General features: G+C 68.7%; 25 protein-coding genes. 11 read left to right on the forward strand and 14 right to left on the reverse strand.

Annotation, left to right across the window (positions count from 1 at the left end):
- Nucleotides 1-103: 103 nt before the first annotated feature.
- From BLW44_RS08805 to BLW44_RS08815, 3 genes are read right to left on the reverse strand one after another with little or no spacing between them, the layout of a single operon-like run.
- Nucleotides 104-775 (reverse strand): response regulator, encoded by a 672-nt coding sequence (locus BLW44_RS08805; RefSeq protein ID WP_060926102.1) that lies wholly within the window; start codon nt 773-775, stop codon nt 104-106.
- Nucleotides 772-2058, reverse strand: coding sequence for a sensor histidine kinase (locus BLW44_RS08810; protein ID WP_082724475.1), 1287 nt, complete (start codon nt 2056-2058; stop codon nt 772-774). The genes BLW44_RS08805 and BLW44_RS08810 overlap by 4 nt, the downstream gene beginning before the upstream one ends.
- A 5-nt stretch (nt 2059-2063) precedes the next feature.
- Complete coding sequence (locus BLW44_RS08815; RefSeq protein ID WP_060926101.1) at nt 2064-2684, reverse strand: DedA family protein; 621 nt, start codon at nt 2682-2684, stop codon at nt 2064-2066.
- Nucleotides 2685-2839: 155 nt separating this feature from the next.
- Here BLW44_RS08815 and BLW44_RS08820 point away from each other — a divergent pair, with 155 nt between their 5' ends.
- From BLW44_RS08820 to BLW44_RS08835, 4 genes are all read left to right on the forward strand, one after another.
- Nucleotides 2840-4438, forward strand: a complete 1599-nt coding sequence (locus BLW44_RS08820; RefSeq protein ID WP_060926100.1) for an ABC-F family ATP-binding cassette domain-containing protein — start codon at nt 2840-2842, stop codon at nt 4436-4438.
- A gap of 49 nt (nt 4439-4487) precedes the next feature.
- A complete protein-coding gene (locus BLW44_RS08825; RefSeq protein ID WP_060926099.1) occupies nt 4488-5105 on the forward strand; it encodes a pyridoxamine 5'-phosphate oxidase family protein in 618 nt (205 codons plus the stop codon).
- Nucleotides 5106-5143: 38 nt separating this feature from the next.
- Nucleotides 5144-5911 (forward strand): hypothetical protein, encoded by a 768-nt coding sequence (locus tag BLW44_RS08830; RefSeq protein ID WP_060926098.1) that lies wholly within the window; start codon nt 5144-5146, stop codon nt 5909-5911.
- A 221-nt stretch (nt 5912-6132) separates the two neighbouring features.
- Nucleotides 6133-7611: an amino acid permease gene (locus BLW44_RS08835; protein WP_060926097.1), complete on the forward strand. Its 1479-nt coding sequence runs from the start codon at nt 6133-6135 to the stop codon at nt 7609-7611.
- Nucleotides 7612-7657: 46 nt separating this feature from the next.
- Here the strand turns inward: BLW44_RS08835 and BLW44_RS08840 are convergent, their stop codons facing one another.
- The 3 genes from BLW44_RS08840 to BLW44_RS08855 form a co-directional block, all read right to left on the reverse strand.
- On the reverse strand, nt 7658-8470 hold the full coding sequence (locus BLW44_RS08840) for an SURF1 family cytochrome oxidase biogenesis protein (protein ID WP_060926096.1): 813 nt from the start codon (nt 8468-8470) through the stop codon (nt 7658-7660).
- Nucleotides 8471-8657: 187 nt separating this feature from the next.
- Nucleotides 8658-9014 carry a DUF3099 domain-containing protein gene (locus BLW44_RS08850; protein WP_060926094.1) on the reverse strand — a complete coding sequence of 119 codons (357 nt, stop codon included), beginning with the start codon at nt 9012-9014 and terminating at the stop codon, nt 8658-8660.
- Between the two features lie 52 nt (nt 9015-9066).
- Nucleotides 9067-9684: a DUF4190 domain-containing protein gene (locus BLW44_RS08855; RefSeq protein WP_074732071.1), complete on the reverse strand. Its 618-nt coding sequence runs from the start codon at nt 9682-9684 to the stop codon at nt 9067-9069.
- A gap of 134 nt (nt 9685-9818) precedes the next feature.
- Between BLW44_RS08855 and BLW44_RS08860 the strand changes: the two genes are divergently transcribed.
- Nucleotides 9819-10526, forward strand: a complete 708-nt coding sequence (locus BLW44_RS08860) for a beta-ketoacyl-ACP reductase (RefSeq protein ID WP_060926092.1) — start codon at nt 9819-9821, stop codon at nt 10524-10526.
- Nucleotides 10527-10556: 30 nt separating this feature from the next.
- On the opposite strand, the gene BLW44_RS08865 is transcribed toward BLW44_RS08860, so the two are convergent.
- The 3 genes from BLW44_RS08865 to glgC all read right to left on the reverse strand — a co-directional run bounded on the left by BLW44_RS08865 (nt 10557) and on the right by glgC (nt 13246).
- Entirely contained in the window at nt 10557-11255 is a 699-nt protein-coding gene (locus BLW44_RS08865) for an alpha/beta fold hydrolase (protein ID WP_060926091.1), read from the reverse strand.
- Nucleotides 11256-11289: 34 nt separating this feature from the next.
- Nucleotides 11290-11925, reverse strand: a complete 636-nt coding sequence (gene serB, locus BLW44_RS08870) for a phosphoserine phosphatase SerB (RefSeq protein WP_060926090.1) — start codon at nt 11923-11925, stop codon at nt 11290-11292.
- Between the two features lie 79 nt (nt 11926-12004).
- Complete coding sequence (gene glgC, locus BLW44_RS08875) at nt 12005-13246, reverse strand: glucose-1-phosphate adenylyltransferase (RefSeq protein WP_060926089.1); 1242 nt, start codon at nt 13244-13246, stop codon at nt 12005-12007.
- Nucleotides 13247-13315: 69 nt separating this feature from the next.
- Between glgC and glgA the strand changes: the two genes are divergently transcribed.
- The 3 genes from glgA (at nt 13316) to BLW44_RS08890 (ending at nt 15652) form a co-directional block, all read left to right on the forward strand.
- Nucleotides 13316-14500: a glycogen synthase gene (glgA, locus tag BLW44_RS08880; RefSeq protein WP_060926088.1), complete on the forward strand. Its 1185-nt coding sequence runs from the start codon at nt 13316-13318 to the stop codon at nt 14498-14500.
- 17 nt (nt 14501-14517) lie between these two features.
- A complete protein-coding gene (locus BLW44_RS08885) occupies nt 14518-15303 on the forward strand; it encodes an ABC transporter ATP-binding protein (protein WP_060926087.1) in 786 nt (261 codons plus the stop codon).
- Between the two features lie 91 nt (nt 15304-15394).
- Nucleotides 15395-15652 carry a type B 50S ribosomal protein L31 gene (locus tag BLW44_RS08890; protein WP_060926086.1) on the forward strand — a complete coding sequence of 86 codons (258 nt, stop codon included), beginning with the start codon at nt 15395-15397 and terminating at the stop codon, nt 15650-15652.
- 101 nt (nt 15653-15753) lie between these two features.
- On the opposite strand, the gene BLW44_RS08895 is transcribed toward BLW44_RS08890, so the two are convergent.
- Genes BLW44_RS08895 through BLW44_RS08905 form a run of 4 tightly spaced genes read right to left on the reverse strand, consistent with a single transcriptional unit; the run spans nt 15754 to nt 19341 of the window.
- Nucleotides 15754-16035, reverse strand: a complete 282-nt coding sequence (locus tag BLW44_RS08895; RefSeq protein WP_060926085.1) for a hypothetical protein — start codon at nt 16033-16035, stop codon at nt 15754-15756.
- Between the two features lie 54 nt (nt 16036-16089).
- A complete protein-coding gene (locus BLW44_RS18225; protein ID WP_254775122.1) occupies nt 16090-16776 on the reverse strand; it encodes a hypothetical protein in 687 nt (228 codons plus the stop codon).
- Between the two features lie 50 nt (nt 16777-16826).
- Nucleotides 16827-17336: an alpha/beta fold hydrolase gene (locus BLW44_RS18230; RefSeq protein WP_254775123.1), complete on the reverse strand. Its 510-nt coding sequence runs from the start codon at nt 17334-17336 to the stop codon at nt 16827-16829.
- Between the two features lies 1 nt (nt 17337).
- Nucleotides 17338-19341 carry a DUF262 domain-containing protein gene (locus BLW44_RS08905; RefSeq protein WP_060926083.1) on the reverse strand — a complete coding sequence of 668 codons (2004 nt, stop codon included), beginning with the start codon at nt 19339-19341 and terminating at the stop codon, nt 17338-17340.
- Nucleotides 19342-19517: 176 nt separating this feature from the next.
- On the opposite strand from BLW44_RS08905, the gene BLW44_RS08910 reads away from it, so the two are divergent.
- Nucleotides 19518-20291 (forward strand): hypothetical protein, encoded by a 774-nt coding sequence (locus BLW44_RS08910; RefSeq protein WP_060926082.1) that lies wholly within the window; start codon nt 19518-19520, stop codon nt 20289-20291.
- A 187-nt stretch (nt 20292-20478) separates the two neighbouring features.
- The gene (locus tag BLW44_RS08915; protein WP_060926081.1) at nt 20479-20982 is read left to right on the forward strand and encodes a DUF3145 domain-containing protein; all 504 of its coding nucleotides are present in this window, start codon (nt 20479-20481) and stop codon (nt 20980-20982) included.
- A 142-nt stretch (nt 20983-21124) separates the two neighbouring features.
- On the opposite strand, the gene yczR is transcribed toward BLW44_RS08915, so the two are convergent.
- A complete protein-coding gene (gene yczR, locus BLW44_RS08920; protein ID WP_060926080.1) occupies nt 21125-22531 on the reverse strand; it encodes a MocR-like transcription factor YczR in 1407 nt (468 codons plus the stop codon).
- Nucleotides 22532-22626: 95 nt separating this feature from the next.
- Here yczR and yczE point away from each other — a divergent pair, with 95 nt between their 5' ends.
- Complete coding sequence (gene yczE / locus BLW44_RS08925; protein WP_060926079.1) at nt 22627-23286, forward strand: membrane protein YczE; 660 nt, start codon at nt 22627-22629, stop codon at nt 23284-23286.
- Nucleotides 23287-23322 lie beyond the last annotated feature (36 nt).

Genomic DNA, 23322 nt, shown 5'->3' on the forward strand with positions numbered 1-23322 from the left:
CCTCGGTGGGTGTCCGAGGAGCGTATGAACGGGATGCCTCGCAGGGGATCACCCCCTGGGGTCGTTCGCACCCCTACCGAGGTGTGAACCTGCCCCGTCGCGCCTACGAGGCGGGCTCGACCAGGCCCGCGTCGTACGCGAGGATCACCGCGTGCACCCGGTCGCGCAGACCGAGCTTCGCGAGCACCTTGCCCACGTGGGTCTTGACCGTCTGCTCGGCGATGAAGAGGTCGGAGGCGATCTCGCCGTTCGATCTACCTCTGCCGATCAGCACGAGCACCTCTCGCTCGCGATCGGTGAGGTCGGCGAGAGCTGAGGCGGCTCGGGGAGTGCGGGGCCGGTGACCGGCGAACTGCTCGATCATGCGCCTGGTCACGCTGGGGGCGAGCAGCGCGTCCCCGGCCGCGACCACGCGCACGGCATGCACCAGCTCCTCCGGCAGGGCGTCCTTGAGGAGGAACCCGCTGGCACCCGCCTCGAGGGCGTCGTAGACGTAGTCGTCGATGTCGAAGGTCGTGAGCATGAGGATGCGCGGCACGTGCGCTGCGGGGTAGCCGGGACCGAGGATGCGTCGGGTCGCCTCGATGCCGTCCACACCAGGCATGCGCACATCCATCAGGATGACGTCGGGGTCGAGCCGGGCGGCAAGGGTCACGGCCTCGGCGCCGTCCGACGCCTGTCCTGCGACCCTGATGCCCTCATGTGCGTCGAGGAGCGCGGCGAATCCTGCCCTGACCATGGCCTGGTCGTCGGCGATGAGGACGCTGATCGTCACGGGGTCTCCTGGGGATGAACGGGTCGGGTCTCGGTCGGGGGAGCGGCGTCCGCGGTGGCCTCGTCCGTCGCGGGCTCGTGCACCGGGAGGACGGCGGTGACCTCCCAGCCGCCGTCGCTCGTGGGTGCGGCGGCGAAGGAGCCGCCCAGCAGCTCGACGCGCTCACGCATGCCACGGAGGCCGTATCCACCGCCGGTGGGCACCGTCGAGGAGGCGGAGCGCCCATTGCGCACGCGGATGCCGACGGTCGAGGCGTCCGTCTGGATGCGGACCGTCACTGAGGCGCCGGATGCATGCCGGACGGCATTGCTCAGCGCCTCCTGGGCGATGCGGAAGGCGGCGATCTGGACGGCCGGAGGGGCGTCGGTCGCGGAGCCGGTGATCTCCAGGCCCACCGTGACACCCGCCCGACGCAGGGTGTCGACCAGAGAGGGGATGTCGTCGATCCCCTGCACCGGCGCGAGCTCGGCGGTCTGGTCCTCCGTGCGCAGTACCCCGAGCATCCGACGCATCTCGGTGAGCGAGCTGCGGGCAGTGGCGGCGATGCTGTCGAACTCCGCCGCGGCGTCGTCGCCGACATCGGGCAGCCGGTACCGCGCGGTCGATGCCTGCACCTGGATCAGCGACATGCTGTGCGCGATGACGTCGTGGAGCTCCCTGGCGATCCGCGTGCGCTCCTCGACCAGCGCACGCCGGGATTCCTCCAGGGCCGCGTGCTCGCGCTCCTTCACGAGCTCGGCGGAGACTCGGACGCGTCCGGCGACGAGGGTCGCCACGAGGAACATCGCCGCGGCGACGGAGGTGGTCACGATGAGATCGGCGGTGGCACTGCCGGCGGTCGGACGAGTGGAGACCACCTCGGGGCGCAGCAGCGGAGCCGTGAGCGAGAGCAGTGTGCCGACGATGAGGGGCAGCACGCCGACACGCGCGCCGTGCACGAAGGTGACGACGCCGACGAAGAGCACGAAGGTCAGCAGTGCGGGAACCGACCACGGCCAGGGGGACTCTGTCGCCAGCGCGGGATCGACGATCAGGGGCAGTGTGAACGCGGCTGCGGAGAACAGCGCGATCGCGGAACGAGGGCGGCTCAGGGAGAGATACGGTGCACCGCACAGCGCCGCGGCCAGGATGAACGACAGCGGCAGCAGCGTGCCGTACAGAGCGGTCTGGATGGGCACGAGTACGGCGAACAGCACGAAACTCGCACCGCCGAGCACCGCCAAGGCGGCGGTGCGACGGCTGATGCGGGGAGCGCGGGGGATGCGCGGCCGACGACGTGCCATGTCCGTCATCCTGCCAGGTTCAGGGCCGGTGCGCGGCGACGGCGGGCGGCGGCGACGCGGTCGATGACCAGCCCGATCACGAGGGCGATGGCGATGCCGATGGCCGCGCTGAGGAGCGGCTGGTCCTTGATCCAGGACCCCGCAGCGAGGCCGATGACCAGGCTCAGAGCGCTCCAGCTGATGCCGGCGACGATGCTGAGCGGCAGGAATCGGCGCCAGGGCAGACCGACGGCCCCTGCCGTCATGTTGACGGCGACACGGCCCACCGGAATGTAGCGCGCGCCGAGGATCAGGGCGGCACTGCGCTGCGTCAGGGCCTGCTCCGCGGTGGTGAATGCCGCAGCGACCCGCGGGCGTCGCATCCAGGCCCACCGGGTGGTGCCCAGACGCCGACCGAGGGCGAACGCGATGTTGTCGCCGATCGTGGCACCCACGGCGGCGACGAGCCCGAGGGGGACGAGACCCCAGAGATCGCCGGTGGAGGCGAGCACCGCCGCCGCCGCCACCAGGACGGTCTCGCTCGGGATGGGCGGGAAGAAGCCGTCGATCACCGTCACCGCGAACAGCACGGCGAAGAGCCAGGGTGAGGCGACGGTCTGCAGGATGAGCTCGTTGATGACGTCCACTCCAGAAGGCTAGGAACGGGGTGCGCCTCCCGGCATCACTCTGAGGTATCGACCGCATCCCCCCGGAGAGGTAGATCCGGGCACTCAGCCAGGCGATCTATACTGGGAGTTTGGCCCCTCGGCCTGAATCCCCTTGAACGAACGGACATCCCGCTGTGCTTGCCGTGCACGAACTCGAGATCCGCGTGGGCGCACGCCTCCTGATGGAGAACGTGTCGTTCCGTGTGAGCGACGGAGACAAGATCGGTCTCGTCGGCCGCAACGGCGCGGGCAAGACCACCCTCACCAAGGTGCTCGCCGGCGATGTCCTCCCCTCCGGCGGCAGCGTGACGCGTTCGGGTGAGCTCGGCTACCTGCCGCAGGACCCCCGCTCCGGCAACCCAGAGGACCTCGCGCGCACGCGGATCCTCGACGCCCGCGGGCTCGGTCAGCTCAACCTCGGCATGACCGAGGCCTCGCTTGCGATGGGGTCGGAGGACCCCGCGGTGGCCGACAAGGCGATGAAGCGCTATGCCCGCCTGACCGAGCAGTTCGAGGCCCAGGGAGGGTATGCGGCCGAGGCCGAGGCCGCCTCCATCGCCAACAACCTCTCGCTGCCGGATCGGATCCTCGACCAGCCGCTGTCGACTCTCTCCGGTGGCCAGCGCCGTCGCATCGAGCTCGCACGCATCCTGTTCTCGGACGCCGAGACGATGATCCTCGATGAGCCGACCAACCACCTCGACGCGGACAGCGTGGTGTGGCTGCGCGAGTTCCTGAAGAACTACAAGGGCGGGCTGATCGTGATCAGCCACGACGTCGAGCTCGTGGGCGAGACCGTGAACCGTGTCTTCTACCTCGACGCGAACCGTCAGGTCATCGACACGTACAACATGAACTGGAAGAACTACCTGCGCCAGCGGGTCGCCGACGAGGAGCGTCGCAAGAAGGAGCGCGCGAACGCCGAGAAGAAGGCCACCACACTGCAGCAGCAGGCCGCTCGATTCGGTGCGAAGGCCTCGAAGGCGGCCGCCGCACACCAGATGATCGCTCGCGCCGAGAAGCTGCTCGCGGGTCTCGACGACGTGCGCCAGGAAGACCGGGTCGCGAAGCTCCGCTTCCCCAAGCCCGCACCCTGCGGCAAGACGCCGATGATGGCGACCGGCCTGTCGAAGTCGTACGGATCCCTGGAGATCTTCACGGACGTCGACCTCGCCATCGACCGTGGGTCGAAGGTGGTCGTGCTCGGCCTCAACGGCGCGGGCAAGACGACGCTGCTGCGGATGCTCGCGGGCGTCGACAAGCCGGACACCGGACAGCTCGAGCCCGGCCACGGACTGAAGGTCGGCTACTACGCGCAGGAGCACGAGAACCTCGACGTCAACCGGTCGGTGCTGGAGAACATGGTGTCGGCGGCGCCGCACATCACCGAGATGGAAGCACGCAAGGTGCTCGGCTCGTTCCTCTTCACCGGCGATGACGTGCTGAAGCCGGCCGGGGTCCTCTCCGGTGGGGAGAAGACCCGCCTGTCGCTCGCGACGCTGGTGGTGTCATCCGCGAACCTGCTGCTCCTCGACGAGCCGACCAACAACCTCGATCCCGCCTCCCGTGAGGAGATCCTGGGTGCGCTCGCGCATTACGAGGGCGCAGTGGTGCTCGTCTCCCACGACCCCGGCGCGGTGCAGTCGCTCAACCCCGAGCGCGTGCTGATCCTCCCCGACGGCGTCGAGGACATCTGGAGCCAGGACTACCAGGACCTCATCGAGCTCGCGTAGCGCGCGTGCGAAGTGTGCCACGTCCGACGGGAGTGGCATAGTCGACAGGGTGACCCATGACGACTCGGATCTCGGCCTCGCTCAGCTCAACGACTGGCTGAGAGGCCGCCACGCTCTCACGGGCGTCGCCCCGGACTGGGATGTCCGTGACCTGCCGGAGGATCCTGCGATCCTCTTCGCCGACTGGGTGCGTGCGGCCGCGGCAGCAGGGGTGGCGGAGCCGCACACCGTCACTCTGGCGACGGTCGACGCAGAGGGGATCCCCGACGCGCGCACGCTCATCCTGAAACGGATCGACGAACGAGGGTGGGGCTTCGCCAGCACGAGGTCGTCGCGCAAGGGCGCGCAGCTCGATGCGGTGCCGGCTGCGGCGCTGAGCTTCTGGTGGCAGCCGCAGGTCCGAGCGGTGCGAGTACGCGGACGCGTGGAGGAGGCGGCGCCGGAGGAGAGCGCCGCCGACCTCGCCGCCCGCTCGGCGGCCGCGCAGGCCGGCATCGCCGACGGCGACTGGGTGCTCTGGCGGGTCGTCCCGAGGCGTATCGAGTTCTGGCAGGGGGACACCGATCGGCGCCACACCCGCCTCGTGTACGAGGCAGCCGCTGACGGCTGGAGTCGGACGCTCTCGGGCAGAGCGGCCGACCGGATCGAGGAGGAGACTCGCGCATGAGCGGGTACCAGACCGCGAACGCCCTCACCGGCTGAACGATGGACCAGATCCTCCCGCCTTCGCCGTCGGAGGCTCCGACCTTCGCGGACGACTTCTCGACCGGGCTCGACGGCGAGAAGTGGATCGCCCACTACCTCCCGCAGTGGACGGTTCCCGAGAGATCCGCGGCGCGATACGAGATCGTCGAGACGGGGCTGCAGCTGCGTATCGAGAGCGATCAGCTCGATTGGCGGACGGAGGATGCCCCGCTCCGCGTGTCCAATGTGCAGACCGCGATGTTCTCAGGACCGCTCGGTTCGGCGCGCGGCACACACCGACATCGTTCGGACGGTCTCGAGGTGCGAACCGAGACACCACTCCGCCTGCTGTTCGCTCCTACCAGCGGACGGATCGATGTGACGGTCGCTGCGAGCACCGACGACGGGTGCATGCTCGCCGCCTGGCTCGTCGGTATCGAACACCTCTCGGAGCTGGATGCCGGCGAGATCTGCATCTTCGAGATCGACGCCGATGCCGTATCGACGACGACACGAGCGCGGACCGGCATCAAGGCTCACGGTGATCCGCGGTTGGAGACGGACATGGCCGAAGTGGTGCTGCCGTTCGATGCGAGCGGGTCGCACACCTGGACCGTGATCTGGGGGGACGGCGAGACGGTGATCGGCTGCGAAGGGATCGTCTTGCGCCGGATTCCGCAGTGCCCGGTCTATCCGGTGATGCTCCTGATCGACCTCTTCGAGATCGGCACGCCCTCGGGCGCATACCCGAAGACCGCCGTCGTCTCCGACGTGCGGGCCTGGGGCTGACGCGTCGGCGCGCGTCGTCCAGCGACGTCTCGGATCCCAGACAGCGGATGCCGTCGACCCGACATGAGCCGATCCGTGCGCGCTGCAATGGGAGCAGCCTGATTCTCGGCGACCCGCGACCAGCAGTTCCGGATGCAGGGCGAGGGGCTGTGATCGATCATGCGGACGCTCACCCGAGACCGAGCGGCGGCACTCCGACAAGCGACGATGGGGACGCGACGATGACATATTCCGATACACCCGGCACTGCCGAGGCGGCGGGAGGCGCGACGGCTCTCAGCCGCGGCCTCACGGCCAGACACATCCGATTCATGGCGCTGGGCTCGGCGATCGGCACGGGGCTCTTCTACGGCTCAGCCGCCGCGATCGAGAAAGCCGGTCCCAGCGTCCTGCTCGCCTATCTCATCGCCGGAGCAGCCGTCTTCATCGTGATGAGGGCGCTGGGGGAGATGACCGTCCGACATCCCATCTCCGGATCCTTCGGACAGTTCGCCAACCGGTACCTCGGCGCGCGATGGGGATTCATCACAGGCTGGACCTACGCGTTCGAGATGATCATCGTCGCCCTTGCCGACGTCACCGCGTTCGGCGTGTACATGGGGTTCTGGTACCCCGACGTGCCGCGCTGGATCTGGGTGCTCGCGGTGATCTTCTTCATCGCGGCGATCAACCTGCTCGGTGTGCGCGTGTTCGGCGAGCTGGAGTTCTGGCTCGCCCTGGTGAAGGTCTCCGCGGTGATCGCCATGATCGTCGGCGGCATCGCCATCATCGTCTTCGGGTTCCAGAACCAGTCGCCCGATGCATCGGGGATCGGGGCCCTCTTCGATCCGGCCACCGGCGGTTTCTTCCCGCACGGCGCCGAGGGATTCGTCGCCTGCTTCGCGATCGTGGTCTTCGCCTTCGGCGGGATCGAGATCATCGGCATCACGGCGGGCGAGGCGCAGAATCCGAAGAAGGTCATCCCGCAGGCCATCAACAGCGTTCCGGCGCGCGTGCTGCTCTTCTACGTCGGCGCCCTCGCGGTGATCATGATGGTGCGCCCGTGGAACACGATCGGTGCGGAAGGCAGCCCGTTCGTGACCATCTTCGACGGCCTCGGCATCCCTGCCGCTCCGCACGTGCTGAACTTCGTGGTCATCTCTGCGGCGCTGTCGGCGATCAACTCGGACGTCTTCGGCGCCGGCCGCATGATCTACGGTCTCGCGCAACAGCATCAGGCGCCGGCGGCGTTCACCCGAATCTCCAAGTCAGGGGTCCCGTGGATGACCGTCGTGGTGATGATGTGCGCGCTGGGGGTCGGGGTGATCCTGAATGCGGTGATCCCGGAGGACGTCTTCGTCATCATCGCGTCCATCGCGACCTTCGCGACCGTCTGGGTGTGGCTGATGATCGTCGCATCCCATCTCTCGATGAAGCGGACCATCCGCCGGGAAGGCCTGCTGCCATCGGAGTTCCCGGTGCCGCTGTGGCCCGTCGCCTCCTGGCTCACCGTGGGGTTCCTGGTGTTCGTGGTGGGTCTGCTGTGCTGGTTCGAGGACACGCGGGTGGCCATCGTGGTGGGAGTCATCTGGCTCGCAGTGCTGACCGCGGCGTATCAGTTCGCCGTGGGCCGATCAGGCAAGGATCGTGCCGAACTGCAGGATGAGACAGCGCCCATCCGGATCATCCCGGTGGGCGACACTCCGCCTCACGCGCGGTAGCGGGACGCGACGTCCGTTCCGGAGCAGTGCTCACCCGGAACGGGCGTCAGCGCGCGTCGAGCAGCTCGTCCTCGATGTCGGCATCCCTGTCGCGTCGACGGGACGGCTTGACCGGTGCGACGACGCCCTCCACCTCTTCGCGGTGCTTCACGATCTCGGTACGGATGATGTAACCGATGAAGATGAAGCCCATCAGGGCGAACAGGATCCACTGGATCGCGTAGGACAGGTGCGGGCCTGGATCGTCGGTGGGGGAGTCGAAGCCGCCGAGCGTGCCCTCTCCCACAGGATCCTCGCTGACGACCTGGCCGTAGGCGCTCGTGATCACGTCCGCATCGACGAGCTGGTCGATCGCGGGGAGATGGATCGTCGGCACCTGGCCCTCGGGCGCTCCGCGGCCGGATGCCGGCAGCTGCTCGCTCGGGCGGAGGCGGACGACGACCTCGACCTCACCGCTCGGGGCGGCGGGGACGGAGTCGGGGGAGTCGCCCTCGCCGGGCGGCACCCATCCGCGGTCGACGAGGAACACGCGGCCGTCGACGTCGCGGAACGGGACCAGCACCTCGTAGGCGCTCGTGCCACCGTGCGGACGGTTGCGTACGAGCAGCTGCTCGTCGCTCAGGTACTCGCCGTTCAGTACCACCGGGTGCCACACGTCTCCGGGGTCGAGGGCGCCGTCCGCTCCGATCAGCTCGGCGAGCGGCACGGGATCCGCGTCGTAGTTCTTCTCGACCAGCGCGATCTGCTCGGCGCGGTTCTCGTTCCGCTCGAACTGCCAGTTCGACAGGAAGGCGCAGGCGACCGCGAAGCCGATCGCGACCAGCACGTAGACGGTCCATCGACCCATCCGGGCGCTCATGAAGGCACACCATCTCTCACGGTCACGGGGAAGCCTCTGGCTGCCAGATAGTCGCGGAGGAACCCGACGTGCTCATCGCACGCGAGCCACACCTTCTCGCGGTCGGCGGCATGGATACGAGGGTTGCGCCACACCACCTGCATGGTCGCCGCGTTCCGGCATCCGGCGCGCGAGCACTCCAATTCACTCACTCGCGGTCCTGGCGGCTTTCGCGGATGGTGAAGATGTCGGGGCCCGGAGTCTCCTCGACTCGTTCGGTGACGGTCGGCGCCGGGGCTTCGAGCTGCTGCACGGGCGATTCGGCGACCGTCTCGGTGCTGTCGCTGCCCGCGTTGGCGAAGACCACGGCGATGTACGGCAGCACGGCCGCCGCGAGCGCGAACACCCACGTGTACCAGCCGTAGGGCTGGATGAACATCATCAGCCCGAAGCACACGATGCGGATGGTCATCGTGAGCGCGTATCGACGCACGCGGTGGTCCGCCTCCGCCTGCGGATTCTGCGGCAGGGAGGTGACAGCAGGGACCAGGTGCTTGCTCTTCACGATGCCTCCAGCCTACGCCGCCGGAGGGCAGGCGGCGCGCGGAATGCGAGCGTCAGGTCGAGAAGATGAACGGCAGGGTGAAGGCGCCGACGAAGACGAAGCTCACGATGGTCATGATGATCCCGATCGCCAGGAGGCCGATCATGACGTACCCCATGATCAGTCCGGCGATGGCCATCCCCCTACCGCCGAGCGCCGGGTTCGCCTTCGTCTGACGCAGCGCCATGTGGCCGGTGATCACCGCGACGATCGAGGCGATCAGGGGAATCACCGCCCAGAACAGCACGACGCCCGCGATACCGCAGATGAGCGACGTGGTGGCGAGCCCGCTGGTCGGGCGCGGAGCGGCGTACGACGGAGCGGCGTAGGCCGGGTAGGTCGGGTAAGCGCCGCCTTGCTGCGGCGCGGCCGGGTAGCTCGCCGCGTAGCCGGGCGAGGTCGCACCGTACGGCTGAGGTGCGGCGCTCCCGTACGGCTGCACAGCCGAGCCGCTGTACGGCTGCGGCGCGGACGGGTATGCGGGCGCTGCGCCCGGGTAGGCCTGGGTCGGCTGTGCAGAGAGCGAGTCCGCCTGCTGCGGCGGTGCCGGAGGAGCAGGCGCGAAGGGCGCTGCCGGAGCGGGCGGCGGTTGATACGCGGCCGGGGAGGTCGGGATGCTGCTGTCGCTCACGGTGATGCCTTTCGTCGCGTTCAGCGTCGCAGTCGGTGCGTGCGCTGTCAAACGTGCGACCGGACCCGAACGCCCATCATCGATAGGATCGATGTCGACCAGGCCCATCCCCCGCGGCCGGATCAGGAGTGGAAATGAGTTCTCGTGTCGTGCTCGTCACCGGCGGCAACCGCGGAATCGGCCGTGCGATCGCCGAACGATTCGTCCGCGACGGGTTCAGGGTGGCCGTCACCGCGCGCAGTGGTGAAGGACCCGAAGGCACCCTGACGGTGCGCGCCGACGTGACGGATGCCGCAGCGCTCGACGCCGCATTCACCGAGGTCGAGCAGCAGCTCGGTCCGGTCGAGATCGTCGTCGCCAACGCCGGCATCACCAAGGACACCCTCCTGCTGCGCATGAGCGAGGACGACTTCGACAGCGTCGTGGCCACCAACCTCGGCGGCACGTTCCGCGTGGTCAAGCGGGCATCGAAGGGGATGCTGCGCGCTCGCTTCGGTCGTGTCATCCTGATCTCCAGCGTCGTCGGCCTCTACGGGTCGGCCGGTCAGGTGAACTACTCGGCGTCCAAGGCGGCGCTCGTCGGGTTCGCCCGTTCGCTCACGCGTGAGCTGGGTGGCCGCGGCATCACGGCCAACGTCGTCGCACCGGGCTTCATCGAGACCGACATGACCGCCGAGCTGCCCGAAGAGACGCAGAAGCAGTACAAGGCGAACATCCCCGCCGGCCGCTTCGCGACGCCCGACGAGGTCGCGGGTGTGGTCACCTGGCTCGCCGGGGACGACGCGGGCTACATCTCCGGTGCCGTCATCCCGGTGGATGGCGGACTCGGCATGGGGCACTGACCCCGCCCGGGATCCGGCTGCCGCGCGCGCTCAGCTCCGCGTGACCGCCGCGTCGATCAGCGTCGCCAGGCGATCCGGCACCGAGAACTGCGGCCAATGACCTGAGCCGATCCGCACGACCTCGACGTCGTCGATGGCCCGGAACTCCTCGGCGTACGGGCCCCATTGATCGAGCTCCGACTCGAGGGTCTCCTGATCCATGCCGCCCATCAGCAGCGTGACGGGCACCCCGAAGCGGGCGTCCGAGCGCAGTTCGATCGGGTCCGTCGGGACACGGGCGGGAACGCTCCGGGTGAGACCCGCCGTCCGCGTGCGCGTCGCCTCATCGAGATCGTCGACGTCTTCAGCGGGGAAGTGATCCCAGCCGGGGAACGGGACGACGCCGTCGATCACCTCGAACTCGCTGATGCCGAAGCCGGAGGGCGGTGGGACGGTGTCGACGAACACGGTCCGTGCGACGGCCGCCGGGCGCGCGTCGGTGACACCCCAGGCGACGTTGCCGCCGCCGCTGTGCCCGACCACCACGACCGGAGCGCCCACCCGGTCGACGGCGGCCGCCGCGGCGTCGACCCAGTCGGACATGCCGATCTCGGACGAGTCGGCGGCGCTCGCACCGACACCCGGCATGGTCAGGGGATGCACGGTGTGACCGGCGCGCTCGAGATGCGCGGCGACCTCGGTCCAGCTGGAGGCGTCGAGCCAGAGGCCCGGGATGAGGATGATGTCCATGCGCCCGACGATAGACCGGGCCTCGGACAGACCGCTACGGGAGCAGTGCGATGACCTCCGAGAGGTCCTGCGGGCCGATCACCAGACTCGCGGCCTCGCGCACGGCCGGCTTCGCGTTGAACGCGAGACCGAGCCCGGCGGCGGCCATCATCTGCAGGTCGTTGGCGCCGTCGCCGATGGCGATGGTCGCGTGACGGGGGACGCCGAGCTCGTCCGCCCACCGACGCAGAGACTGGGCCTTCACCGCGGCATCCACGATGTCGCCCTCGACGCGTCCGGCGAGCGCGCCGTCGACGACCTCGAGGCGATTCGCGCGCCAGCGGTCGACGCCGAGCCCTGGAGCGACATCGTCGAGGATCTCGTGGAATCCCCCCGAGACGACGCCGACGACGCCGCCGCGCTCGTGCACGGCGGTGGTCAGCTCGCGCACGCCGGGGGTCGGCTCGATGCGGGCGAGCACGCGGGCGAACCTCGACACCGGCACGCCCTCGAGCGCCGCGACGCGAGAGCGCAGGCTCGTCGCGAAGTCGATCTCGCCGCGCATCGCGGCCTCGGTCGCCGCCTGCACCTCGGCACCTCGACCCGCCTCGTCGGCGATCAGCTCGATCACCTCGTTGCGGATGAGGGTGGAATCGGCATCGAGGACGACGAGGAAGCGCGCAGAGGTCACGCCTTCGAGCCTAGCGAGCGCGAACCGGCCACTCGTCCACGGCGTCGCCGCGGGTCGCGATCAGCGTTCGATGACGAGGTCAGCGCTCGATGAAGAGACCCTTGCCGACCACGGTGATCCCGGACTCCGTGACGGTGAAGCCGCGGGCGAGGTCGCGTTCGCGGTCGACGCCGACGGTGGCCCCGTCGGCCAGCACCACATTCTTGTCGAGGATGGCGCGGTGCACGCGAGAGCCGGCTCCCACCCGCACGCCGTCGAACACCACGGAGTCCGTGATCGTCGAGCCTCCGCCGGCGAGCGTCCACGGACCGACGACACTGCGTTCGAGATGCGTGCCCGAGAGCACGGATCCGAGCGAGACGATCGAGTCGATGGCATTGCCGATGCGTCCGACCGAGTCGCGGACGAACTTCGCGGGCGGCGAGTTCACGGCCTGCGAATGGATCGGCCACTCCATGTTGTACAGGTTGAAGATGGGCAGCGTGGAGATGAGGTCCATGTGCGCATCGAAGAAGGAATCGATCGTACCGACGTCACGCCAGTACGAGCGGTCGCGAGGAGAGGAGCCCGGCACGTCGTTCTGCTTCATGTCGTAATACCCCGCCTCGCCGCGATCGACGAAGTAGGGCACGATGTCGCCACCCATGTCGTGACCGGAGGTGGGGGACTCGCCATCCGCCTCGACCGCGGCGATGAGTGCATCCGCGTCGAAGATGTAGTTGCCCATCGAGGCCAGCACCTCGTGCGGCGAATCCTCGAGCCCCTCGATGTCGGTCGGCTTCTCGAGGAACTGCTTGATACGACCGGTCTCGGTGTCGGCGTCGATCACGCCGAACTGCGACGCCATGGCGAGAGGCTGGCGGATGCCGGCGACGGTGGCCTTCGCGCCGGACTCGATGTGGGCGTCGAGCATCTGCCGGAAGTCCATCCGGTACACATGGTCCGCACCGATCACGACCACGATGTCGGGCTTCTCGTCGTTGATGAGGTTGAGGCTCTGCAGGATCGCATCGGCGGAGCCGGAGAACCAGCGCTTGCCGAGCCGCTGCTGCGCGGGCACGGAGGCGACGTAGGAGTCGAGGAGCGCGGACATGCGCCAGGTCTGCGAGATGTGGCGGTCGAGGCTGTGGGACTTGTACTGGGTGAGCACGACGATCTGGCGAAGACCCGAGTTGATGAGGTTCGAGATCGCGAAATCGATCAATCGGTACTGTCCGCCGAAGGGCACCGCAGGTTTCGCGCGGTCGGCCGTGAGGGGCATGAGACGCTTTCCCTCGCCGCCGGCGAGGATGATGCCGAAGATCTTCTTTGGTGCGGACATGCACCAACCATAGATGCGATTCGGCTCGGCGAACTAGCATCTGGACAAGTGAGTCACTACCGTCTAGACATGCGCGTCGAGATGATCACGAAGGAATACCCGCCGGAGATCTACGGAGGTGCCGGCGTGCACGTCGCCGAGCTCGTCGCCGCCCTGCGGCAGAGCATGGACGTGCAGGTCAGAGCGTTCGGAGCGCCCAGAGACGAGGCGGGAACGGTCGCGTACCGGACGCCCGCCGAGCTGGCATCCGCCAACGGCGCTCTGCAGACCCTCGGCACCGACCTCGAGATCGTCGCGGCGATCACCGAGGCCGATGTCGTGCACAGCCACACCTGGTACGCGAACTTCGCCGGCCATCTGGCGTCTCAGCTGCACGGCATCCCACACGTCCTCACCGCGCACAGCCTCGAGCCGCTGCGCCCGTGGAAGGCCGAGCAGCTGGGCGGCGGCTACGCCGTCTCGAGTGGCATCGAGAAGCTGGCGTACGAGAACGCCGCCGCGGTGATCGCGGTGAGCGCCGGTATGCGCAACGACATCCTGCGGAGCTACCCGTCGGTGGATCCGACCAGGGTGCGGGTGATCCACAACGGCATCGACGTCGAGCGCTGGCGTCCGGTGCAGGACCCCGCCTTCCTGGAGTCGGTCGGCATGGACCCCTCGCGCCCGTCCGTCGTCTTCGTGGGGCGGATCACGCGCCAGAAGGGCCTTCCGTACCTGCTGCAGGCGGCGCGGCTGCTGCCGCCGGACGTGCAGCTCATCCTCTGCGCCGGCGCGCCGGACACCCCCGAGATCATGGCCGAGGTGCAGGAGGGCGTGCGACTCCTGCAGCAGACCAGGGAGGGCGTGGTGTGGATCGATCGGATGCTGCCGCGCGACGAGCTCTCGGCGATCCTCACGGCGGCGACGACCTTCGTGTGCCCGTCGGTGTACGAGCCGCTCGGCATCGTGAACCTCGAGGCCATGGCCTGCGGGGCTGCGGTCGTCGGCACGGCCACCGGCGGCATCCCCGAGGTCGTCGACGACGGCGTCACGGGGCGACTCGTGCCGATCGAGCAGCTGCAGGACGGCACCGGCACCCCGGTCGACCCCGAGCGGTACATCGCGGATCTCGCGAGCGTGCTGACCGAGGTGACGTCGGATCCCGAGCGTGCCCGCGCCTACGGCGAGGCCGGTCGAGAACGGGCGCGCGACGAGTTCAGCTGGGGCGCGATCGCCGACACCACGCGCGCGCTGTACGCGGAGCTGACCGCCTGAGCCGATAGGCTGGAGGCATGTCGAGCGCTCTGGAATTCACCGACGTCGTCGTGCGCCGCGAGGGGCGCAACATCATCGATCACGTGACCTGGCAGGTCGACGATGATCAGCGGTGGGTGATCCTCGGACCCAACGGCGCGGGCAAGACGACGCTGCTCCAGCTGGCAGACACGCTCATGCACCCGACCTCGGGGACCGTGACGGTGCTGGGGGAGACCCTCGGTCGCACAGACGTCTTCGAGGTGCGTCCGCGGATCGGCTTCGCGTCCTCGGCGATGGCGAAGCGCGTCCCCCGCGAGGAGACGGTGCTCAACACCGTGCTCACCGCCGCGTACTCGGTGCTCGGCCGCTGGAACGAGAGCTACGAGGACATCGACGAGCGCCGCGCCCTGCGGGTGCTGGGCGACTGGCGTCTCGAGCACCTCGCGGATCGCACCTTCGGCACGCTGAGCGACGGCGAGCAGAAGCGCGTCCAGATCGCTCGCGCCGTGATGACCGACCCGGAGCTGCTGCTGCTGGACGAGCCGACCGCCTCGCTCGACCTGGGGTCGCGGGAAGAGCTGCTGGCCCTGCTCAGCGGATACGCGTCGGCCCCGTCGACACCGGCGATGCTGATGGTCACGCATCACGTCGAGGAGATCCCGGTCGGGTTCACCCATGTGCTGCTGATGCGCGAGGGGCGCATCGTCGCGGCGGGCCCTGTCGCCGAGACTCTGACCGCCGACGCGCTGAGCGAGACCTTCGGGATGCCCATCGCTCTCACGAGCGAAGACGGCCGGTACGCCGCGCGCGCGGCGTCCTGACGTCCATCTGATAGAATCGACCCTTGGTGCTCTCTGCACCGCAGACTTCCCTCGTCCCTGGCACAATCCAGGGCAGCAACTAAGGAATCCCATGAAGACTGACATTCACCCCGACTACAAGGCAGTCGTGTTCCGCGACCTCGGCTCGGGCGAGACGTTCCTCACCCGCTCCACCGTTACGGGCGACAAGACGATCGAGCTCGACGGCGTCGAGTACCCCGTCATCGACGTCGAGATCTCGTCGGCTTCGCACCCGTTCTACACGGGTAAGCAGCGCATCATGGACTCCGCCGGTCGCGTCGAGAAGTTCAACCAGCGCTTCAAGGGCTTCGGCGGCTCGACCAAGTAACGACGTCGCCTACGAAGGCCGTCGCCTGCGACGGTCGTCGCCTACGAAGGCCCCGTACTCTCCGGAGTGCGGGGCTTTCGTCGTATGCCTCGCGATCGCAGTCAGACCTCGATGACGATGCGCTCGTCGTCGATCCTGCCCAACGGGTCGCCCGGTGCCGGCGCGGGGGCGGTGCGCTGCGTCTGGCGGTCCCGCTCCGAGCCGGCCTCATGCGCAGACGGCATCCACACTGCGTCGAACGACCCGCCGAGTCCGCCGCCCGCGCTCTCGTACTTCCTCTCGAGCGGCGTGCGGGCGTACACCGCCACGATCACCACCACGATCGCGGTCGCGATCACGAGAAGGATCGCGATCGTGAGCAGGGTCCCGAGGATGTCGGCCATGCCTCCAGGCTATGCCGGGCCTGTCCGCACCGGCATCCCTCTACGGGAGGATCTTCAGCGGATGCGACGACCGTGCGCGAGATCGATGAGACGCGAGAGCACCGGGCCCGATCGCAGACCGTTGTGCTCATGCTCGCTCGTGATCCAGAGCTCGACGCCCGGCAGCAGCCGCGCGGTCTCGAGCGAGAACTCCAGAGGAACGTAGACGTCGTTCGCGTAGACCGCCGCAGCGCCGGTGGCACCGGATGCTCCGATCGCCGGCGCGTCGTAGATGCGGGGCCACTCGTGCTCCGCCAGAGCGAGCGCCACCTCGCGCCAGGGCTGGAACGCCGGCACCGTCTCGGTCCACTCGCGCCGGATGTGCTCTCCGGTGAAGAGCGTGACGTCGTCTCGGAAGTCGTCCGGCTCGGTGCGCTCGGCCGACCACCGGGTGACGTGGCCGTTCGCATAGCTCGACTCGTGGAAGGCGAAGTACAGCGGATTGCGCCCGCTGTACGGCATCGCGTGCATGAGGTCGTGGCGGAACGCGTTCGAGGCGGGGTCGCGCTCGAGCAGCGACCACACCGTCTGCCATCCGTCGTCGGTGCCCAGGGCGGAGCCCACCGAACGCAGACGGGATCGCGACACGACCTCGCCGTCGGGGAGCACGATCTCGCCGGCGTCCGCTCGATCGGCCAGACGCCGCATGGCGTCGCGGTGTTCAGGGAAGCGGCGGTAGTAGCGCTCGGATGCGGTGCGCATCTTGTCGTAGCAGAGGGCGTACACCTCGTCCGGATGCCGATCGACCGTGCTCAGGCCCCGGTGATGAAGACGTCCGCCAACGAGTTCGCATCCGTCGACAGGTAGGCGAGCGTCGTGAAGCCGCCGAACGACTGGCCGAGGACGCTCCATAACTCTGCTCCGAGGTGCTCGCGCATGGCCTCGCAGTCCCGCACGATCGCGTCGGCCCGGAGGTGCGTGAGGTACTCGGCGACCGCAGCGGAGCCCCGCTCGAGGTCGCCGTCGCCCACCGGGGACGAGAGTCCGGTTCCGCGCTGGTCGAGCATGACCACCCGGTAGTGTGTGAGCGCCTCATCGAGCCAGGCGGGCGAAGTGGACGAGTGGAAGGGGCGCGGTGCCTCGTGACCGGGGCCGCCCTGCAGGAACACCAGGTGGGGCAGCGTCTCGCCGCCCTCTCGGGAGATCACTCTCGCGAAGATCTCGATGGTGCGGGTGTCTCCAGGGTCACCCCAGACGAGCGGCACGGTCAGCGTGTGGTCCTCGACGGTCAGATCGAGCAGGCGGCGGATGGTGGTCGTCATGTCACATCACATTCCCGATGTAGGAGTACTTGACGAAGACCTCCGAGGCGATGCCCGCCTCGTGGAGCACGCCCTGTACCGCGTTCATCATGTAGTTCGAATCCCACCCCATGTAGAGGTGGTGCGAGTCGTCGAGCTGGTCCCACTGACCCTTCCAGGCCCTGTCATCGTAGATCGGACCGCCGTGCGTGCGGCAGTAGGCGACCGCTGCCTCTCGGGTGTCGGTCCAGGCACGACGGAAGACGCGGTTGAAGAGATGCCTGACGTCATAGACCTCCCAGCGCTCGCCCCGGTACTCGACGTACTCGAACTCGCGCTCCCACCCGGCGGGCCACCCTCGGCGCCGCACCGCGTCGAGGATCGGCGTGAGCCCGTCGTCGTCGATCTCCGGGAGTGCAGGGCGCGCCCAGATCCGCAGCAGGTCGGCGGTGAGGCGCACCGTGCGCTCCGAGATGGCGGCGGTACCCCACACGGGCGACGACTGGAGAGCCTTCGTCTCGGGAACCGAACTGCGCGCGTACGCGGTGTCGCGCTTCACGGCATAGGACTCCCCGAACACACGCTCAGCGAGCCCCTGCTCGAGCAGGGTCAGGTTGCCGAGCGTGGGAGCGAGGGCGCGGTGCGCGTTGCGCTCGTCGTCGGAGTACTCGATCCACGGACGCAGGCCATCGCCGGACCAGCTGTCGCTCGGCACCGTCGGCACGATGTGCTCGACGTCGAAGTCGTCCGGATCGTCGACCCCCTCGATGCGACCAAGCACATAGGCGGGATGCGGGAGCTCGCTGTACTTCAGCACGGCGCTCACGCGCTCGTCCGACGGGGTGATCCGCGCGAAGGCGCGAGCCAGCGCGTCCCGGCCGTTCGCCCTGGCTCGACAGAGACGCGCGACCAGGCGCTCGTTCGGGAGGTTCACGAGCGTGCGGCGCAGATACATCGCCTGGATCCACTCGAGGGTCTCGAGGAGCTCGTCCCGCCCGATGAGTCCATGGGCATGATCGCTGTACACGCTCAGCACGAGCGGATAGGCCGCGCGCCCGAAGGTGTTGACATGGCGCAGCTGCCGGGCGATCTCGGGATCCTGTTCGAGGGACGGGTCGAGCAGCACGCCGTAGATCTCGGCGTAGTGACGCCAGACCTCGGCATCCGCCTGCAGGTGCTCGACGTCGACGCGGGGGAAGGACTGCCGGAACGCGCTGTACACGCCGTGCTCGCCGTTGGCGGCAACCTCGCGCCCGGTGGTCATCACGAGGTAGTGGCGCCAGAACGCGCCGATCGTCTCGCCGGTGTGGCGTTCGATCGGAAGCCAGAAGCGCGCCTCCACGTCGAGCTGCTCGGCGTGCGTGAGTCCCATCAGGATGTAGTTGTGGATCAGCTCGTGATCGCGCAGCGGCTCGCCCGTGGAGTTGAGGCTCTCGAAGATCTGCTGTGCGTTCGCCTCGGCCTCGAGGGTGATGGAGACGTGCTCGAGCCGTCGGAGTCCGCTCCAGATCAGCGGGGCCTCATCGGCGTGCACCTGGCTGCGGAAGAAGGCGTAGTTATCGTCGAACCGGGACTCGCGGTCGGCGTGATCGCCGCGCTCGAGCACGACGGACTCGTACAGCTCGGCCCACGCGGCGTGCGGCCGGAGCTTGGTGCGCGACCTGTCGTCCGGCCGCACGAGCACCCGGTCGAGTTCGGCGGCCAGTTCGGGGGAGGAGTCCTGCACCGCGTGGCGGAGCGCCGCGACCAGGAGCATGAGGGTGGTGATGCGCTGCTGGCCGTCGATCAGCACGAGGTCGGTGTCGGCGTCGGAGTCGTCGGCGGCCGACAGGATCGAGCCGATGAAGTGGCGATGCGAGGCATCCTGTCGCGCGACCGCCCTGACATCCGCCAGCAGCTGCTCGCAGCCGCCGATGTCCCAGCGGTACTGACGCTGATACACCGGGACGACGATGGTCGTGGAGTCCTGTGCGAGCCACTCGATCGTGTTGACAGCTGTCGCCTCGACGTTGGTCGCAGTGCTCATGCTGGTGTCTCGTCCTCCCGTAACGCCCGGCGCCGAGGAGTCGCCAGGCGCCCGGATCAGTCTATTCGCTTATTCACGGCGGCCCTCGGCGGCGCTCCAGAGGCGCACTGTTAGGCTTGCCTTATCAGGGCCTGTTAAAACGTGCTGGCCCCCGATGAAAGGATCTGGTTCAGATCATGGGATACATCAAGTCCAAAGCCCTCGAAGACAAGGGTTTCGTCGTCCTCGACAGCTATGACCAGGAGCTCGACCCCAAGGAGTGGCTCGACATCGAGTACAACGACTGGAAGTCCTCGGGCGACACCCGCTTCGCGCCGCTCGCGAGCGCCAAGGGCGAGATCGAGTGCAACGGCTTCTGGAACCACAAGCCGCCGCGCACCGACAAGGACGGCGTCTGGATCGACTCGCAGACCGCGAAGGCTCCGAACCTGACGCGTCGCGCGCAGGAGCCCGGTGCCAACGTCGGTCGCTGCCGCGTCATCGAGCTGCAGCCGACCCCGTACGGCGAGTGCCTGTACAACCTGCACCAGGACGACAACAACCGTCTGAACCCCGACGGCACCGGCTGGGTCGTGCGCGGGTTCTTCAACCTCAGCGACGACAAGGACAGCTTCTTCGTCCTGCGTGAGAACCGCACGGACCCCAGCATCGAGTACCGCATCGCGCTGCCGGCCGGTGCGCAGCTGATCGTCGACACGCAGCGTCTCTGGCACGCGGCGACGCACGTGGGCACCGAGCCGCGCTACTGCCTCATCACCTCGTGGACCTCGGGCCCCGAGCTCGACGCCTACATCGAGAAGTACCACGGCACCCAGGACGTGCCCAACGTCGAGGTGCCGCAGGACGTCCTCGAGGCGGGTTACGCGGAGCAGGCTCGTCGCGATGCCGCTCGCGCCGCGTACTACGCCGCCAAGGGCCAGCAGGTCAAGCAGGCCATGAGCGAGGCATGATCCTCGTCTGAATCGGGACCGGTGACGGTCCGAAGGCCCCGGTCCCGCAGACCGGGGCCTTCGTCGTCGAATCACATGCTTGTGATTTCGCCTGGTCTGGGCGAGAATGGGCGCATAACCGCATATTCTCGCCAGTTCTCGTGGTTCAGGTCGTTGGGGAAGACGCACCTGATGAAACGGAGAGATCATGGCGACGGCTTACGCACGCGGAGTGGTGTTCATCCACTCTGCCCCTCGCGCGCTCTGCCCGCACCTGGAATGGGCGGTCGGACGCGCTATCGGTCGTGCGGTGAACTTCGACTGGAGCGACCAGCCCGTGCTCGACGGTGCACGCCGAGCCGAGTTCTACTGGGACGGCCCGGTCGGCACGGGTGCCGTTCTCGCGACCGCGATCCGCGGCTGGGAGCACCTGCGTTTCGAGGTGACCGAGGACCCGACGCCGCGCAGCGACGGCGGTCGCTGGCTGCATACACCTGACCTCGGCATCCACTACGCCCAGACGGATGCGGCCGGCAACATCGTGATCGGCGAGGACCGCATCCGCTACGCCATGGAGATCGCGGCCGGCAGCGCGACCGAGCTGCAGCGTGAGCTCGACATCGCCCTCGGCTCCGCCTGGGACGAGGAGCTCGAGCCGTTCCGGCATGCGAGCGACGACGCACGGGTGGTGTGGCTCCACAAGGTGGGGTAGCCCGGCACAGAGACCTGGAGCGGGAAGGCGCGAGTATCGGATGCCGGTGAGTGATCCCGGACGCTGAGAAGGCGAATACCTGCTCCACATGACGAGGACCCCGTCCCTGATCTCAGGGGGGCGGGGTCCTCGTCATGTCGGATCAGATGACCGCCGAGCGCGGCATCTCCTCGCGGATCGACGAGGCACCGGACATGACGTCGTCCCAGGCGAGCCGAAGGCGGTCCATCGCCTCGGCCGTCCGCTCCGGGGTCAGGGTGATCGGGAGCCGCAGTCGTCGCTCGAGCACGCCGCCCGTCGAGAAGCGGGGACCTGGCGGAAGGATGAGCCCGCGGTCGCGCGCAGCCAACGACAGTGCGGTCGAGACGGGCGCGCCGAGGTCGAGCCAGGTCGAGAGGCCGCCGCTGGTCAGGGGGAGGGGGATGCCGGTGCCGATGCTCGCGAGTCCGGTGGCGACAGCCGCACGCCCTGCCCGCAGACGCTCGGCGACGTGCGACGTGAGTGCCGGCATCTCCTGCAGGAGCTCTGCGGCGATGCACTGCTCCAGCAGGGCCGTCCCGAGCTCGAACGACGGACGGGTGGCGAGCAGACGCGCGATGAGCGACCGCTCCGCGCGGATCCATCCGATCCGCAGACCTCCCCACGCGATCTTCGACATCGAGCCGACGGTGATCACCGCCGGACTGAAGGCGGCCATCGGCTGCGGCGACCACCCGCGGTCGATGTCGAGCTCCGCGGTCGTCTCGTCCACGATCAGGTGCGTCCCGGCATGGCGGGCCGAGGTGGCGATGCGCGACCTCGCTGCGTCCGACAGCGTCGCCCCGGTGGGATTGTGGAAGTCGGGGATCAGGTATGCGACGTGCGGACGCTCGCGCAGCAGGGTGTCGGTGAGATGCCGCTCGTCCCAGCCATCGACGTCGACGGGGGTCGGGAGCATCCGATAGCCGTGCCGATGCAGTGCCTCGAGCGCATGCGGAAACGTGGGCTGCTCGACCAGCGCCCGCTCGCCCCGTCTGCCGACGGTGGCCAGCACGAGATGGAACGCGTTGAGGGCCCCGGAGGTGATGATGATCTCATCGGCGTCGGTCTCGACGCCCCGCTCGGTGAAGCGCCGCGCGACGGCCTCGCGCAGCTCGGGGAGTCCCCGCAGCGAGTATCCGCTGGTGCCACGCAGTGCCGCGAGACGGGGGAGGGAGCGCACGGTCGCGTCGTACAGCCCTGGTGTGGAGTCCATCGACGCGATCGAGAGATCGATCGCGGAGTCGTCGTCCGCTGCGGGAGCGGAGACGGTGGTGTGCGGCAGCGCGACGCGCGTGCCGCCGCCGTGCAGGCGCGACACGTAGCCGTCCTGCTCCAACAGGCCGTAAGCGCGTGTCACGGTGGAGCGCGAGCGCCGGAGCTCGAGGGCGAGCGCTCTCTCGCTGGGGAGGCGCTCTCCGACGGTCAGGCGACCATCGAGGACCAGCGCCCTGATCTGGCCGGCCAATGCCGTGGCGGTCGCTCCCGCGGTGTTGTGCGCGCCGAGCTGCTGGACGAGTCGAGAGGCCATGGTTCCAGCATGCCGCAAAGTGGACCGAAGAAAGCAGGCCACTTTCCGCCGAGTGGTATCGCGGGGCAGGTGTCGGGTGGGGCCACGATGGAGGGATGCGCTTCACCTCCGTCTTCCTCCCGATCCGAGCCACGAGTCCGCGCGATCTCGTCGAGCGCGTCGTGCAGCTGCTCGTCGGACTCTTCCTGTACGGCGTCGCCCTCGGGCTGATGGTGCGCGGAGGCATCGGAGTGGCTCCGTGGGATGTCCTGGCCCTCGGCGTCGCCGGACAGGCAGGGATCGGCTACGGGGTCGTCACGGTGCTCGTCTCGCTGCTCGTGCTGGTGCTGTGGATCCCGCTGCGACAGCGCGTGGGGCTGGGAACCCTGCTCAATGCGCTGCTGGTGGGGCCGAGCGCCGACCTCGCCCTCGCCGTCCTTCCCGAGCCGTCGTCGCTCTGGGTGGGGGCTCCCATGTTCGTGGCTGGCCTCGTGCTGCTCGCGTTCGCGACCGGCCTCTACATCGCCGCGGACTTCGGCCCCGGCCCTCGCGACGGGCTCATGACCGGGCTCGTGCGGGTCACCGGCTGGCCGGTGTGGCTGGTGCGCACCCTCATCGAGGGCAGCGTGCTGCTCATCGGCTTCCTGCTCGGCGGACCCGTCGGCGTCGGCACGGTCCTGTTCGCGTTCGGCGTGGGGCCGTTGATCGGCTGGTTCCTGCCCTGGACGACGCGCCTGCGACAGGCGCGTTCCCTGGTTCTCGCTCGGACCCCCTGACCCGCGGCCCATCCTGAACGCAGCAGAGCGGCCCCC

This window comes from Microbacterium hydrocarbonoxydans (assembly GCF_900105205.1).
Taxonomy (GTDB): Bacteria; Actinomycetota; Actinomycetes; order Actinomycetales; family Microbacteriaceae; genus Microbacterium; species Microbacterium hydrocarbonoxydans.

What these genes read in the sequence shown, in the direction of transcription:
- BLW44_RS08810 (WP_082724475.1), bottom strand. Translation starts at nt 2,058, where the DNA reads ATGGCACGTCGTCGGCCGCGCATCCCCCGCGCTCCCCGCATCAGCCGT.
- BLW44_RS08830 (WP_060926098.1), top strand. Translation starts at nt 5,144, where the DNA reads ATGGACCAGATCCTCCCGCCTTCGCCGTCGGAGGCTCCGACCTTCGCG.
- BLW44_RS08835 (WP_060926097.1), top strand. Translation starts at nt 6,133, where the DNA reads ATGACATATTCCGATACACCCGGCACTGCCGAGGCGGCGGGAGGCGCG.
- BLW44_RS08840 (WP_060926096.1), bottom strand. Translation starts at nt 8,470, where the DNA reads ATGAGCGCCCGGATGGGTCGATGGACCGTCTACGTGCTGGTCGCGATC.
- BLW44_RS08860 (WP_060926092.1), top strand. Translation starts at nt 9,819, where the DNA reads ATGAGTTCTCGTGTCGTGCTCGTCACCGGCGGCAACCGCGGAATCGGC.
- BLW44_RS08865 (WP_060926091.1), bottom strand. Translation starts at nt 11,255, where the DNA reads ATGGACATCATCCTCATCCCGGGCCTCTGGCTCGACGCCTCCAGCTGG.
- glgC (WP_060926089.1), bottom strand. Translation starts at nt 13,246, where the DNA reads ATGTCCGCACCAAAGAAGATCTTCGGCATCATCCTCGCCGGCGGCGAG.
- glgA (WP_060926088.1), top strand. Translation starts at nt 13,316, where the DNA reads ATGCGCGTCGAGATGATCACGAAGGAATACCCGCCGGAGATCTACGGA.
- BLW44_RS08885 (WP_060926087.1), top strand. Translation starts at nt 14,518, where the DNA reads ATGTCGAGCGCTCTGGAATTCACCGACGTCGTCGTGCGCCGCGAGGGG.
- BLW44_RS08890 (WP_060926086.1), top strand. Translation starts at nt 15,395, where the DNA reads ATGAAGACTGACATTCACCCCGACTACAAGGCAGTCGTGTTCCGCGAC.
- BLW44_RS08895 (WP_060926085.1), bottom strand. Translation starts at nt 16,035, where the DNA reads ATGGCCGACATCCTCGGGACCCTGCTCACGATCGCGATCCTTCTCGTG.
- BLW44_RS18225 (WP_254775122.1), bottom strand. Translation starts at nt 16,776, where the DNA reads ATGCGCACCGCATCCGAGCGCTACTACCGCCGCTTCCCTGAACACCGC.
- BLW44_RS18230 (WP_254775123.1), bottom strand. Translation starts at nt 17,336, where the DNA reads ATGACGACCACCATCCGCCGCCTGCTCGATCTGACCGTCGAGGACCAC.
- BLW44_RS08905 (WP_060926083.1), bottom strand. Translation starts at nt 19,341, where the DNA reads ATGAGCACTGCGACCAACGTCGAGGCGACAGCTGTCAACACGATCGAG.
- BLW44_RS08910 (WP_060926082.1), top strand. Translation starts at nt 19,518, where the DNA reads ATGGGATACATCAAGTCCAAAGCCCTCGAAGACAAGGGTTTCGTCGTC.
- BLW44_RS08915 (WP_060926081.1), top strand. Translation starts at nt 20,479, where the DNA reads ATGGCGACGGCTTACGCACGCGGAGTGGTGTTCATCCACTCTGCCCCT.
- yczR (WP_060926080.1), bottom strand. Translation starts at nt 22,531, where the DNA reads ATGGCCTCTCGACTCGTCCAGCAGCTCGGCGCGCACAACACCGCGGGA.
- yczE (WP_060926079.1), top strand. Translation starts at nt 22,627, where the DNA reads ATGCGCTTCACCTCCGTCTTCCTCCCGATCCGAGCCACGAGTCCGCGC.